Below are 12,984 nucleotides of genomic sequence, written 5' to 3' on the forward strand. Positions count from 1 at the left end.
GGAAAGCCAACAAAGCCCGGCCGCTACCGCGCCAGGTCCAGCTCGGGGTCCTCGCGCAGCTTGCCCAGCGCACGCGACACGGCCGACTTCACCGTGCCCACCGACACCCCGAGCACCTCGGCCGTCTGCACCTCACTCAGGTCCTCGTAGTACCGGAGCACCACCATCGCCCGCTGCCGCGCCGGAAGCTTCGTGATCGCCCGCCACATCGCGTCGTGCAGCGCCTGCCGTTCGGCCGGGTCGTCCTCGCCGGGCACCGGCTCGGGCTCGGGCATCTCGTCGCAGACGAACTCGTCCACCCGGCGCTTGCGCCACTGCGAGGTCCGGGTGTTGAGCAGCGCCCGGCGCACATAGCCGTCGAGGGCCCGGTGGTCCTCGATCCGCTCCCAGGCCACGTAGGTCTTGGCGAGCGCGGTCTGGAGGAGGTCCTCGGCGTCGCTCGGGTTCGCGGTCAGCGACCGTGCGGTGCGCAGCAGGACGGGCTGACGGGCCCTGACGTACGACGCGAACGACGGGTACGGGCGGGCGTGTGCGCGGGTCTGCCTCGCCGCGACAGCGGCGTCCGAAGCGCTGGTGCAGACGGGTGTGGTCATGGCTCCACGCTATGAGCGAACGGTGTCACGGCGGATCGGCCGCAGGTCCCGAAGCCAAGTCCCCCTCAGGTTGTAGGGGTGGGGCTGCCTACACCTCCTGAAGGTGGAGTACGGGCGCAGAATTCCTGCGGGTTTACCCCTGAGGGAGGAGTACGACGAGTGCGCGGCCTCACCCGTCCGAGGTCAGGACCAGCCCGGACGTCGGCACACCCGTGCCGGCCGTCACCAGGACCCGGCCCGCCCCCGGTACCGGGTTCGCTGCGGTGCCGCGCAGCTGGCGCACCCCCTCCGCCACCCCGTTCATCCCGTGCAGGTACGCCTCCCCGAGCTGCCCCCCGTGGGTGTTCAGCGGCAGCCGCGCCTCGGCCACGAGGTCCGCCGCCTCCCCCCGCCCGCAGAACCCGAACTCCTCCAGCTGCATCAGCACGAACGGCGTGAAGTGGTCGTACAGGATCCCCACGTCGATGTCGGCGGGGGCGAGTCCGCTGGTACGCCAGAGCTGGCGGGCCACCACGCCCATCTCCGGCAGCCCGGTCAGGTCGTCCCGATAGAAGCTGGTCATCTGCTCCTGGGCCCGGCCGGCCCCCTGCGCGGCGGCCGTGATCACCGCCGGCGGATGCGGCAGGTCGCGCGCCCGCTCCACCGAGGTGACGACGAGGGCCTGTCCGCCGTCCGTCTCCTGGCAGCAGTCCAGCAGCCGGAGCGGCTCGACGATCCAGCGGGAGGCCGCGTGGTCCGCGAGGGTGATGGGGCGGCCGTGGAAGTAGGCGGCCGGGTTGGTCGCCGCGTACCTGCGGTCGGTCACCGCCACGTGCCCGAACGCCTCCGGGGTCAGCCCGTACGTGTGCAGGTAGCGCTGCGCCGCCATCGCCACCCAGGACGCCGGGGTGAGCAGCCCGGACGGCAGCACCCAGCCGAGCGCCGCCCCCTCGGCCGACGGCTCCCGGTGCTGCACGCCCGAGCCGAAGCGACGGCCCGACCGCTCGTTGAAGGCGCGGTAGCAGACCACCACCTCGGCGACCCCGGCCGCGATCGCCAGCGCCGCCTGCTGGACGCTCGCACAGGCCGCGCCGCCTCCGTAGTGGACGCGGGAGAAGAAGGACAGCTCGCCGATCCCGCAGGCCTGCGCCACGGTGATCTCCGGGCTGGTGTCCATCGTGAACGTCACCATCCCGTCCACGTCGGCCGGGGACAGCCCCGCGTCGTCCAGCGCGGCCCGCACCGCCTCCGCCGCCAGCCGCAGCTCGCTGCGCCCCGAGTCCTTGGAGAACTCGGTGGCCCCGATGCCGACGACCGCCGCCCGCCCGCCGAGCCAGTCCCGGCCCCGCGCGCTCATGAATCCGCCTCGTCGGTGACGGTGACGGTCACCAGGCTCCCGGTGAGTGCGACGGTCACCGTGCCGGTCACGTGGTCGCCGATGCCGTTGGTGCCGACCACCCGGATCGTCGCCAGGCGCGTCTCGTCGTCCAGCTCCTCGATCCTGCCGGTCAACACCATGGTGTCCCCCGGGTAGTTGGGTGCGCCGAGCCGGATGGCGACCTTGCGGAGCTCTGCCGTCGGGCCGAAGTAGTCGGTGATGTACCGGCCGACCAGGCCGTTCGTCGTCAGGATGTTCATGAAGATGTCCGGGGAGCCCTTCTGCCGGGCCAGTTCGGCGTCGTGGTGCACGTCCTGGTAGTCCCGGGACGCGATCGCGCCCGCCACGATCAGCGTCCGCGTGATCGGGATCTCCAGCGGCGGCAGCTCGGTGCCCACGCCCGGACGGGTCGTCTCAACTCCCACTCGCGATCAACTCCCCCAGTTCCTGGAGCACTTCGCTCCCGCTGCCCAGATACGCGTCCAGTTGCCGGCCCCACAGGAAGTGCCGGTGCACGGGATGACCGACGTCGGCGCCCGCGCCGCCGTGCAGGTGCTGGCCCGTGTGCACGACCCGCTGCCCGGCCTCGGACGCCCACCAGGCCGCGGTCAGCGCGTGCGTGGCGTACGGCAGTCCGGCATCCCGCCGCCAGGCCGCCTCGTACGCCGTCACCCGGATCGCCTCGGTGTCCATGTGGGCGTCGGCGGCTCGGAGCTGGACGCCCTGACGGGTGGCGAGCGGGCGCCCGAACTGCTCGCGGGTGTTGGTGTGGGCCACGGCCCGGGCCAGGGAGCCCGCACAGACGCCCGCCTGGAGACCGGCGAAGGCGGTACGGGCGGTGGCCAGGACGTCGGCATAGGCGCCTGGGCCGGGACCGGCGCCGGTGCCTGGGCCGGGGCCGGGGCCGAGGGGCTCGGCGGGGGCGTCGTCGAGCGTGAGCCGCCCCGCCGACCAGGGCGCGGTCAGCTCGACCTCCTCCATGCCGGTGCCCTCGCCGAGCGGGGCCAGCCACAGCCGCCGCCCTGCGTCCGCGACCAGGACATGCGTCGCGTCCCGCAGCCACGGGACGACGGGGACGGTGCCGCTCAGCCCGCCCCGCGCGGAGGGCCGCACCCCCTGCTGGGCGGGGAACGCCCCGGTCACCACCACCGACCCGTCCCCGATCCCCGGCAGCAGCCGCGCCCGCTGCTCGTCCGTGCCGTGCGCGGCGACCGCCAGCTGCCCGTACACACAGGCCGCCGCGTACGGCACCTGGGCCGTGGTACGCCCCTGTTCCTCCAGCAGGAGCACCAGTCCCAGCAGGCCCAGCTCCTCCACCGCGGCCACCAGCCCGGACGCGCACAGGGCCTTCCACAGCTCCGGGTCGCTGCCGCTGCCGGCCGCCCGCAGCCGCTCGTGGGTGGCGAGGTCCGCGAAGATCCTGGCGGCCAGGCCACGGGCCTCGGCCTGTGCCTCGGTGGGCGTGAAGTCCATGTCAGACCTCCCCGCCGAGGACCCGGAAGACGGGCAGGGTCAGCGCCCCGCCCGCATCGTCGTACCGGCGGAACTCCACCCGCACCGGCAGGCCGATCCGCACCTTGTCGTACGGCACCCCCACCACGGTGCCCACCATCCGCACGCCCTCGGCGAGCTCGATCAGGCCGACCGCGTAGGGAGGGTCGAAGGCCGGGAAGGGCGGGTGGTGCATCACGACGTACGAGAAGACCGTGCCCTGGCCGGACGACTCGACCGTGTCCCAGTCGGGGGAGCCGCAGGCGTTGCAGCCCGGCAGCCAGGGGTGGCGCAGGGTGCCGCAGCCGGTGCAGCGCTGAATGAGGAGCCGCTCCTCGGCCACGCCCTCCCAGAATCCGGCGTTGTCCCGGTTGACCACCGGGCGGGGGCGCGGCGGAGCCTTGGCCGGCTTCCCCGCGGGTGCGTACTTGAGGACGCGGAGGCGGTGGACGCCCACCAGCTCCGCACCGACCCGGACGTCCGTGCGCGTGGTGACGAAGTACCCCGTGCCCAGCTTGGTCGTCTTCCGCCCGGACACCGACTCGATCACCGTGTCGAAGACCAGCTCGTCGCCCGGCCGCAGCGGGCGCAGGTACTCCTGCTCGCAGTCGGTGGCGACGATCGAGACACAGCCCGCCGCGTCGAGGAGGGCGGACATCTCGTCGTACGCGCCGGTGCGTGCCGTGTTCCCGGAGAGGCCGCCCATCGTCCAGGCCTGGAGCATGGTGGGCGGGGCGACGGCATCGGTGCCCCGGTACGCCGGGTTCGTGTCGCCCATCGCCTCGCACCAGTGCCGGATCATGGGCAGGTTGACCGGGTCCTTGCCGGTGCCCGCCCGGGAGGCCGGCTGCCCCTCGTACGCCTTGAGCCGCGCCCCCAGCTCGTCAGTCCCCCCGGCCACGGCCACCCCTCCGCATCCCGAGCCGCATCGTCGCGACGATCTCCCGCTGCACCTCGCTCACCCCGCCCCCGAACGTGTTGATCTGCGCCGCCCTGTTGAGCCGCTCCAGCTCGCCGTCCCCGAACACCCCCGGCGAGCCGGACCGGACCAATGCCGTCTCGCCGACGATCTCCTGACACATGCGATACGTCGCGACTGCCGATTCCGTTCCCGTGAACTTCACCCCGCTGGCCTCCGCGGGGGGCACCCGGCCCGCCCCCGCATCCCCCACCAGACGCCAGCTGAGCAGGCGGTTCGCCGCCAGCCGGGCATGCGCCTCGGCCAGCCGGAAACGCACCCAGGGCTCGTCAACGCGGCGCCGCCCGGTCACCGGATCGGGGGTGCGGGCGGCGGTGAGCGCGGCCGCGTAGAAGTCCTCGGCCTGCATGCCGGTCGCGGCGAGGGCGACCCGCTCGTGGTTGAGCTGGTTGGTGATGAGCGACCAGCCCTCGTGCTCGGCGCCGACCAGGTTCCCGGCGGGGACGCGGACACCGTCGTAGTAGGTGGCCGTCGTGACCTGGCCGCCCACCGTCTCGATCGGCGTCCAGGAGAACCCGGGCGCGTCCGTGGGGACCAGCAGGATCGAGATGCCGCGGTGTCTGGGCGCCTCGGGATCGGTGCGGCAGGCCAGCCAGATCCAGTCGGCGTGCTGGGCGCCCGAGGTGAAGATCTTCTGCCCGTCGATCCGCCAGCCGTCGCCGTCCCGTACCGCGCGGGTGCTCAACGCGGCCAGGTCGGTGCCGGCGGAGGGCTCGCTGTAGCCGATGGCGAAGACGAGTTCGCCGCGCAGGATGCCGGGCAGGAAGCGGGCCTTCTGCTCCGCGTCGCCGTACTTCATCAGCGTCGGCCCGACCGTGTTCAGGGTGACCATCGAGACGGGGGCGCCGGCCCGGTACGCCTCGTCGAAGAACACGAACTGCTCGTCGGCACCGCGCCCTTGGCCGCCGTACTCGACGGGCCAGCCGAGGCCGAGCAGGCCGTCAGCGCCGATGCGGCGCAGCAGGGCGCGGCGTTCGGCGGGGGCCTCGGGAGCCGGGGACGGGATCAAGGACCGGAAGTAGGCGCGGAGTTCGGCACGGAGCCGCTGCTGGCGTTCGGTGGGGGCCAGATGCATGGTTTCTGACTGTCCGTCAGATACGGCTCGCTGTCAAGGTCGAACGGGTCGGCGCGGGGCAGGCACAGGGGCGGCGCGGAGGCAGGTGCCGGGGGCGGAAGAGGGGGCGCGGCGGGAGGGGCCGGAAACGCCTGCGCGGCGGTGCCGAAGCACCGCCGCGCGGACGCACTGCCCATCCCCACAGACCACACCCCACCAGGGCTCAGGCGGGGCTTACCACAGCCGGGTGAAGTGGACGGCGACGTTGTCGTTGCCCTGCTGGATCGCGGTCCACGCGGAGCCGTTGACCTGAGCGGTGTTGCTCTGGTTCGAGGCGCCGTTGCCCACCGCGTTCTGCTGGGTGGTGGAGGAGTTGCCGTTGTTGTTGTGACCGACCCCGCTGCCGATGATGCCCGCCGAGCCGGCGTTGGCGCTCGATCCGTTGCCCGCCAACGCACCGTTGTCCGCGGCCGCGACACCGGCGAAGAGGGCGGCGGCGAGCGGAAGGGCGGAGACGGCGGCGAGAACGCGGGCGGTACGGATGCTTGCCATGTTGTTTCCTCTCAGAGCCCGGCTATGCCGGAGTACGTCAAGTAAGGCTTTTTCCGGAGCAGTTGGCCGACCGCCTCGGAGGGTGTCATCGACGTCGCGAGACCAGAGTTGCCCACCGAATCCCCGGCGAACCACCCCGGAAGCCGTTATTCGCCCTCAAGCGTGATGACAAGTCGATAAACCCCTTTCACCATCTTTAGTCGACTTCCACCCCAGTCATGACCACTCGGGACATCCGCCCCCATCAGCCGCCACAAGGGAAAAACCGTTCCACCCCCACTCCGCGCCCAGATCGCCGCCCTCGGCGTGTCAGACCGGCACCCCCTTCCCTTTTTCGAACGTACGTACGAACATGGAGGCATGGCCACCACCGATCGGCAGGCCACGACGCTGGCCCTCGCACACGCCCTGTCAGCCGCCGAGCGCGGCCTGGCCGTCATCCCCCTGTCCCGCACGAAGCTCCCGGCCCTGCGCTCCCCGCACCGCCACGACCCCGACCCCGCGCTGCCGCCCTGCCACGGCGAGTGCGGCCGCCCCGGCCACGGGGTGTACGACGCCACCACCGACCCGTCCCGGATCCGCGAGCTGTTCGGCGCGGCGCCCTGGGCGACCGGCTACGGCATCGCCTGCGGGCTGCCCCCGTACCGCCTCATCGGCGTCGACCTCGACGTGAAGGGCGGTACGGACTCCACCGCCGCCCTGCGCGAACTGGCCCTGCGGCACCTGTTCACGATCCCGCCCACGGTGGTCGTCCTCACCCCGAGCGGCGGCCGCCACCTCTGGCTGACCGGACCGCCGGACGCCGTCGTCCCCAACTCGGCCGGCCGCCTCGCCCCCGGCATCGACATCCGCGGCGCCGGCGGCTACCTGGTCGGCCCCGGCTCCCGCACCGACCACGGCGTCTACGCCACCGCCCCCGGCACCGAACACCTGGTCCCCGCGCCCTGCCCCCCGTCCCTCCTCCGCCTCCTGCTGCCGCCCCCGCGCCCACCCCACCCCGCGACCCACCCCTCGGTCGGCAACCGCGGTCAGGGCCTGGTCCAGTTCGTGCTCTCCGCCCACGAGGGCCAGCGCAACACCCGCCTCTTCTGGGCGGCCTGCCGCGCCTACGAGAACGGCATCGGCCGGGCCCTGCGGGCTCCGCTGATCGACGCGGCGGTCCACACGGGCCTGACGGAACAGGAGGCCCGCGCGACGATCGCCTCGGCGGCCCGCATGACCGGCCACCGGCCTTGAGAGGACCTGAGTGGGCCTGAGTGGGCTGAATGAGCTGAGTGGGCCTGAGGTGCCTTTGGCGGCCTCGGGTGGCCTCGGGTGGCCTCGGTGGCCTCGGGATGACTTGGGCAGCCCTGAAAATCGAACGCGCCCAGCCGCCCGCCCTCCCGACCTGCGACTTGGGAACGCCGAGGCGGCTACGAAAGATGCGCGGAGGCAGACTTTCGGGAACTGATCCGGACGATGCCGGCTCGCCATGCTGGCGGTATGGATCAGGCGAGGATTTCGCGGCGTGCCCTGGTGGGCGCCGCCGCCGCTGCCACCGCCGCGGTGACGACCGGGGCAGCCCCGGCCCCGGCCCCGGCCCCGGCCCCGGCTGAACGAACCACGTCGGACCGCCGACGGGCAGGCGGCTCGACCTCCCGTAGGGTCGAAGCCCTGCTGGCCCGTATGACGACGGCCGACAAGATCGCCCAGCTGAACGTCCCGGTCTGCCTCCCGCAGGAGCTGCTCGGCGATTCCACGGACCCGACCGGTACGACGGAGAACCGGGAGGCGTACGTACGCGGCCGGACCGTGGTCGGCACGGGGGCCGGGCAGCTGCGGCTGGGCCCCGGCGGCGGTTTCTTCGGCCTGGTCAACCAGACCCTCTCCGGCTCCGTCGAGGTGCCGCATCCCCTCACGCCGTACGAGCAGGCCGAGCAGCACAACCGGCTGCAGCGCCTCGCCCGTGACACCGCACTCGGCATTCCGCTGCTGCAGATCAGCGAGGGCACGCACGGTTCGGTGGGCCCCGGCTCGACGATCTTCCCGGAGGGACTGGCGCTCGGCGCGACCTTCGACCCGGACCTGATCGGCCAGGTGTTCGCGGCGGTGGCCCGGGAGGCCCGCGCGGTAGGGATCCACGCGCTGAGCACCATCACCGCGGAGCTGAACCGCGACCCGCGCTACGGCCGGGGGATCTGGGCGTTCAGCGAGGACCCGTACCTGACGGCCGCCATGGTCGGTGCGGTGGTGCCGGCCATGCAGGGCGCCGGCAACGACCTCACGTCCGACGAGTCGGTGGTCACGTCCCTGGTCACCTTCCCCATGGAGTCCCCCAACGTCGGCGGGCTGGAGACCAGTTCGATCGAGATCGGTGAACGCGCCTTGCGCCAGACCCACCTGGAGCCGTGGCGGGTGGGCTTCACGGAGGCCGGAGCGCTGATGACCGAGGCGAGCGAGCAGACCATCGACGGGCTGGTCGTCCACGGCTCACGCGCGTACCTCACCGACCTTCTGCGGGACGAACTCCGCTTCGACGGCGTGGTGATCGGCAACGACCTGCGCAGCCTGATCCGCGAGCACGTGGCGGGTACGGCGCAGGAGGCGGCGGGGCTCGGACTGCGCGCCGGAGTCGACATCAGCCTGGCCTGGGACGAGATCTACCTCGACCAGCTGGCGGCGGCCGTACGGGAGGGACGGATCGACGAGGCGCTGCTCGACCGTGCCGTACGACGTGTCCTGACCCTGAAGGAACGCCTGGGCCTGTTCGAGAACCCGTACGTCGACGCCGCCCGGGCGGAACGGGTGGTCAACTGCGCCCCGCACAGGGCCCTCGCGCTGAGCGCGGCGCGCGCGTCGATGGTGCTGCTGAAGAACGAGGGCGGACTGCTGCCGCTGGCCGCCGACCGGGTCCGTACGGTGGCGCTGATCGGACCGAACGCCGACGACCGGCTCGATCTCCTCGGCGAGTACGACGCCTACCCCGCGCTGCACGAGACCCCCTCGATCCGCGAGGCGCTGACCCGCCTGACCGGCGACCGGGTCCGCGTCCGGTACGCGCGGGGCTGCGACGTCACCGGAAGGGACACCTCCGGCTTCGCCGCCGCGCGTGCGGCGGCGAAGGACGCGGACGTCGCGGTGGTGGTCGTGGGCGAGCAGACCAAGGGCGGCTACTTCTCGCCGGACCGTACCGACGGCGAGCTGAAGGACACCGCGTCCCTCGCCCTGACCGGCGTACAGCAGCAGCTGCTCGAAGAGGTCCACGCCACCGGCACCCCGACCGTCGCCGTGGTGGTCACCGGCCGCGCCCTGGCCCTGCCGTGGGCCACGGCTCACCTTCCGGCGCTGCTGATCGCCTGGCTGCCCGGCGAGGCGGGCGGCCGGGCGGTGGCGGAGGTGCTGTTCGGGGAGACCGAGCCGACCGGCCGCCTGCCGGTCACCTTCCCCCGCGACGCCGGTCAACTGCCCCTGACCTACGACCAGAAGCACGCCCGTGCCGACGCGGACGCCTACATCGACATGCCGTCCACGCCCCTGCACGCGTTCGGATCGGGCCGCGGCTACACGTCCTTCCGCTACAGCGGCATCCGGCTGGACGACACCCACATCACGCGGGACGGCCGGACCCTTCTGCACGTCGACATCACGAACACGGGCGAGCGGGCCGGAACCGAGGTCGTGCAGCTGTACGTCACCGACGACCGTGCGAGCGTCTCCCTGCCGCGCATCCGGCTGCGGGGCGTGGTCAGGAGGCGGGTGGCGGCCGGAGAGCGGGTCACGGTGTCGTTCCCCGTGACGGCCGCCCGGGACCTCACCCTCGTCGACGAGCGGCTGCGCACCGTCGTGGAGCCGGGGACCTTCACCCTCGGCGTCGGCAGCGCCTCGGACCGCGTGCACCAGCACATCTCCCTGACCGTGTCATGACCCTGGCGTCCCTGCCGGAAATGGGAGAAGCGCATCAACGACTGGCTCAACGGCTGACCCCGGTCACGGCGCGGCCGCCGAGAAGTCGTACCCGGACCATTCGCTGAGCCGGACGTATCCCAGACGCTGGTAGAGGGCGTTGCTGCTGGGGTTGGACAGGTCCGCGAACAGGACGACGTCCTGCGCGCCCGCGGCCAGCGCGGCCCGGCTCACCTCCGCCGTCACGGCCGCCGCGTACCCGCGGCCGCGCAGGTGGGAGGGGGTGTAGACGACGTCCACCTGGATCTGGCCGCCGATCAGCGGGTTCATGCCCGCGACGGAGACGGGAGTGCCGTCCGGCGTCTCCCAGAGCGTGTAGGTCTTGTCGGCGAAGCGCGTGCCGGACCAGGTGCCGGCGTCGATGACGACGTCCTCCCCGACGGCCTTGGCGAACTCGGCGCACCAGAACATGGCCTGCTCCAGGTCCTGCTCGCCCAGGACACGGCCCCGCCCCGCCGGCAGCGGGTCCGGCGGGGTGAGCGTGCCGAGGCGGTACAGCGACAGCCGCGTGTCACGGAGCCTCGGCGTCGCGCCGGTGCGACGCTGCCAGGCTTCGGCGAACGCGGTGGCCGTGGCGTGGTCCGCGCTGACGGAGGGGACGGAATCCCCGAGGTCGGTCAGACGGGCGGCGAGGGAGTCGGCCTGCTCGGGCGTGAGCGGGGAGAGACCGAAACCCCGGGGCTTGAAGCGGTAGAAGGTGGCCTGGACCTCGCCGCCCCGCTCCAGCATCCCGAAGACGGGAACGCCGGCGCCGAACGCCGCGGCCCCCCGCGCCCGCACCCTCTCGGCCCACGTCGACTGCATGACGTGCGGGCCGGGACGCGAACGCAGGAACCCCCCGGCACGGGCGAGGAACTCATCGACGTCGTGGGTCAGGTACCAGTCGGATGGACGCATGCCCGATCCTCTACCACTCCGGCCACGCGGACAGCCGGAACCTGCCGGGCGGAGCGCTGTGCGCAGGCCCGTTTCGGCCAACCGCGATGCCGCCCTCCCCGGCGGGGACGCCGGTGAACCCACACGCCGACGGCCCCCGACCGTCTTGCCTGGTCAGGGGCCGTTCGCGTCATGCGGTGGGTGTGGGATTTGAACCCACGGTGACTCGCGCCACGACGGTTTTCAAGTCTTCTCCCGGCGCTTGAGCTGTGCTTTGGTCTCTTCCTGCACGATCTCGCTACAGGCAGTATGGCTACGTGAGACAGGACCAGGGGGCGGACCGATTGACGGCAGCGCTTCGTGACTCGGACTCGGAATCGTGGTCTCGAAGAGCCGCGGCCGGCCGACAGCTTGCGGCGTGGGCCGAGCGGGAAGAGGTCGGCCCAATCATTGAGCGGCTCCTATTGGACGCCCACGACACCGCAGTTACGCAGGAGACGGCGCAGGCCTTGCTCGAACGGAGGGAACTGGTCGGTCTGCGCGCGGTGCTGGCGGCGCTGTCGCGGGCTGAGGAGTGGTGGACCGCCGACCAGCTCGACGGCGAGGTGTTCGGCTACCAGAGTTGGATGATCGCCGACGACCGGACGGACGAGTCATCGGCTCACAGCACAACCACGGTTCTGGGGCCTTCATCGGCAGCGACCACTACGGCGACATCAACATCAACACCCGAGACGGCCGATGACCACCGACGACGCGGCACTTCCAGAACAACGCCACGTTCAGATCAACTCCGGCGACGGGGCCTTTGTCGGCCGCGACCACCACGGTGACATCAATATTCATCACGAGATCGACCCGCAGACCAGGGTCACGCTCACGAAAATTGGGAGGATCGCGCCTGGGCTGTCCCAGATGCTCGAACAGGCCCTGCGAGACGGCGTCATCTCCCCTGAAACGGCAAGCCAGCTCTCCTTGGCCGCCCGGAGTATCAACGAGGACGTCGCCGGCCAGATCTCGCGCGCTTCCCGGAGTATCAACGAAGACGTCGCTGGCCTACTCGGACATGCAAGCGAGAGCATCAATGAAGACGTCGCCCACAAACTGAGTCTCGCCGCGGAACAGCTGTCCAGCGCCTCCAAGAAGCTCGACCTTGACAAGGTCGACCACATGGTCAGGCGCCTGGAAGGGCTTCTCGACCCCCAAGGCGGCAACAGTCTGCACAGGGTTGCCACCCGGCTGGAGGGCAGTCTGAGCGAGCTCAGCGAGGCAACGCACCGGGTTGGAAATCTGAAGGGACACAGCCCTCAGACGGGCAAGCTAGAGCAGGTGACCATGTCGCTCACTGAGATTGCGAGGCGCGTAGAGGCAAGGGTTACCCCACCCCCGCCGGTGGTTCTGCCCGACTGGGAAGGGCGCTGGCGTTGGCTTGGCATAGGCGTCATTCTTGGGATCGCCATATCGATCGTGGTCGCGACCTACTCGTAGCGCGAAGGGTCGTGACGGACTCACTTGTGGTCTCGATCACGGGATCCAAGTCGCTGGGAGAAACCTGGGAGAAGATCTTCTCCCGGAGACGCCCACCTGGGCAGGAGCAAGCACTCAGCCAGATCGCCACCGTCTCAGTTTCCGTCTCATTCAGCGCCGTTCGCGAACGTTCAGACGGGACCGAAGCCTGTAGCCGCTCCGGCGACCAGCCGACCGTGAACGCAGGTGAACGGCCCTGTACGGGCCTCGCAAGGCACCAACACAGTTGGAAAGCGTGCACCTGCCATCAGCACAGGACAGGGGGGTGCGCGGTCGGCGCTGGCAGGTCACTGCTTGGCCATCGACGAAGCCCAGCCGTCGGTTAGGTCCCGGACAAGTCTCCGGGCCGCCCCCAGACAGGCCAGGGATGCAACCATTCCCTTCAGAGCTGGAACCCCCGGAAGTCGACCGCGCGCCAGAGACCATAGCCGCCAGCACTGACAATTGACCCGACAGTGATCGACCGTCAGCTGTGGCCAGTTGGCTCCGCACCACAACCGCACCAGATCTAGTGGGGAACCACGGGGAACCACGGTAAAGGCGGCCGAGCCCGATACGGCTCGATCCAGACCGTTCGCCCAGATCAGTGCGCGGCCCTGCGGCAAATGCTCGC

General features: G+C 71.5%; 11 protein-coding genes. 3 read left to right on the forward strand and 8 right to left on the reverse strand.

Annotated features, from left to right (window positions below; genetic code table 11):
* Positions 1-23: 23 nt before the first annotated feature.
* The 7 genes from JF597_RS40815 to JF597_RS40845 form a co-directional block, all read right to left on the reverse strand.
* Positions 24-593 (reverse strand): SigE family RNA polymerase sigma factor, encoded by a 570-nt coding sequence (locus JF597_RS40815; RefSeq protein ID WP_294008623.1) that lies wholly within the window; start codon positions 591-593, stop codon positions 24-26.
* Positions 594-762: 169 nt separating this feature from the next.
* Positions 763-1,929 carry a lipid-transfer protein gene (locus tag JF597_RS40820; protein WP_294008625.1) on the reverse strand — a complete coding sequence of 389 codons (1,167 nt, stop codon included), beginning with the start codon at positions 1,927-1,929 and terminating at the stop codon, positions 763-765.
* Positions 1,926-2,375 carry a MaoC family dehydratase gene (locus JF597_RS40825; protein WP_294008627.1) on the reverse strand — a complete coding sequence of 150 codons (450 nt, stop codon included), beginning with the start codon at positions 2,373-2,375 and terminating at the stop codon, positions 1,926-1,928. The genes JF597_RS40820 and JF597_RS40825 overlap by 4 nt, the downstream gene beginning before the upstream one ends.
* A complete protein-coding gene (locus JF597_RS40830; protein WP_294008629.1) occupies positions 2,365-3,423 on the reverse strand; it encodes an acyl-CoA dehydrogenase family protein in 1,059 nt (352 codons plus the stop codon). The genes JF597_RS40825 and JF597_RS40830 overlap by 11 nt, the downstream gene beginning before the upstream one ends.
* 1 nt (position 3,424) lies before the next feature.
* Positions 3,425-4,342: a bifunctional MaoC family dehydratase N-terminal/OB-fold nucleic acid binding domain-containing protein gene (locus tag JF597_RS40835; RefSeq protein ID WP_294008631.1), complete on the reverse strand. Its 918-nt coding sequence runs from the start codon at positions 4,340-4,342 to the stop codon at positions 3,425-3,427.
* The gene (locus tag JF597_RS40840; RefSeq protein ID WP_294008633.1) at positions 4,326-5,495 is read right to left on the reverse strand and encodes an acyl-CoA dehydrogenase family protein; all 1,170 of its coding nucleotides are present in this window, start codon (positions 5,493-5,495) and stop codon (positions 4,326-4,328) included. Before JF597_RS40840 ends, JF597_RS40835 begins: the two co-directional genes overlap by 17 nt.
* 213 nt (positions 5,496-5,708) lie before the next feature.
* Positions 5,709-6,026, reverse strand: coding sequence for a hypothetical protein (locus tag JF597_RS40845; protein ID WP_294008635.1), 318 nt, complete (start codon positions 6,024-6,026; stop codon positions 5,709-5,711).
* A 360-nt stretch (positions 6,027-6,386) separates the two neighbouring features.
* Here JF597_RS40845 and JF597_RS40850 point away from each other — a divergent pair, with 360 nt between their 5' ends.
* Both JF597_RS40850 and JF597_RS40855 read left to right on the forward strand, forming a co-directional pair.
* Positions 6,387-7,262 carry a bifunctional DNA primase/polymerase gene (locus JF597_RS40850; protein ID WP_294008637.1) on the forward strand — a complete coding sequence of 292 codons (876 nt, stop codon included), beginning with the start codon at positions 6,387-6,389 and terminating at the stop codon, positions 7,260-7,262.
* 429 nt (positions 7,263-7,691) lie between these two features.
* Positions 7,692-9,929 (forward strand): glycoside hydrolase family 3 C-terminal domain-containing protein, encoded by a 2,238-nt coding sequence (locus JF597_RS40855; RefSeq protein ID WP_294008639.1) that lies wholly within the window; start codon positions 7,692-7,694, stop codon positions 9,927-9,929.
* A gap of 63 nt (positions 9,930-9,992) precedes the next feature.
* Here the strand turns inward: JF597_RS40855 and JF597_RS40860 are convergent, their stop codons facing one another.
* Complete coding sequence (locus JF597_RS40860) at positions 9,993-10,865, reverse strand: GNAT family N-acetyltransferase (RefSeq protein ID WP_294008641.1); 873 nt, start codon at positions 10,863-10,865, stop codon at positions 9,993-9,995.
* A 720-nt stretch (positions 10,866-11,585) separates the two neighbouring features.
* Between JF597_RS40860 and JF597_RS40865 the strand changes: the two genes are divergently transcribed.
* Complete coding sequence (locus JF597_RS40865) at positions 11,586-12,332, forward strand: hypothetical protein (RefSeq protein ID WP_294008643.1); 747 nt, start codon at positions 11,586-11,588, stop codon at positions 12,330-12,332.
* Positions 12,333-12,984: the final 652 nt, after the last annotated feature.

The organism is Streptomyces sp., from assembly GCF_019510245.1.
Taxonomy (GTDB): Bacteria; Actinomycetota; Actinomycetes; order Streptomycetales; family Streptomycetaceae; genus Streptomyces.

What these genes read in the sequence shown, in the direction of transcription:
- JF597_RS40815 (WP_294008623.1), bottom strand. Translation starts at nt 593, where the DNA reads ATGACCACACCCGTCTGCACCAGCGCTTCGGACGCCGCTGTCGCGGCG.
- JF597_RS40820 (WP_294008625.1), bottom strand. Translation starts at nt 1,929, where the DNA reads ATGAGCGCGCGGGGCCGGGACTGGCTCGGCGGGCGGGCGGCGGTCGTC.
- JF597_RS40830 (WP_294008629.1), bottom strand. Translation starts at nt 3,423, where the DNA reads ATGGACTTCACGCCCACCGAGGCACAGGCCGAGGCCCGTGGCCTGGCC.
- JF597_RS40840 (WP_294008633.1), bottom strand. Translation starts at nt 5,495, where the DNA reads ATGCATCTGGCCCCCACCGAACGCCAGCAGCGGCTCCGTGCCGAACTC.
- JF597_RS40845 (WP_294008635.1), bottom strand. Translation starts at nt 6,026, where the DNA reads ATGGCAAGCATCCGTACCGCCCGCGTTCTCGCCGCCGTCTCCGCCCTT.
- JF597_RS40850 (WP_294008637.1), top strand. Translation starts at nt 6,387, where the DNA reads ATGGCCACCACCGATCGGCAGGCCACGACGCTGGCCCTCGCACACGCC.
- JF597_RS40855 (WP_294008639.1), top strand. Translation starts at nt 7,692, where the DNA reads ATGACGACGGCCGACAAGATCGCCCAGCTGAACGTCCCGGTCTGCCTC.
- JF597_RS40860 (WP_294008641.1), bottom strand. Translation starts at nt 10,865, where the DNA reads ATGCGTCCATCCGACTGGTACCTGACCCACGACGTCGATGAGTTCCTC.
- JF597_RS40865 (WP_294008643.1), top strand. Translation starts at nt 11,586, where the DNA reads ATGACCACCGACGACGCGGCACTTCCAGAACAACGCCACGTTCAGATC.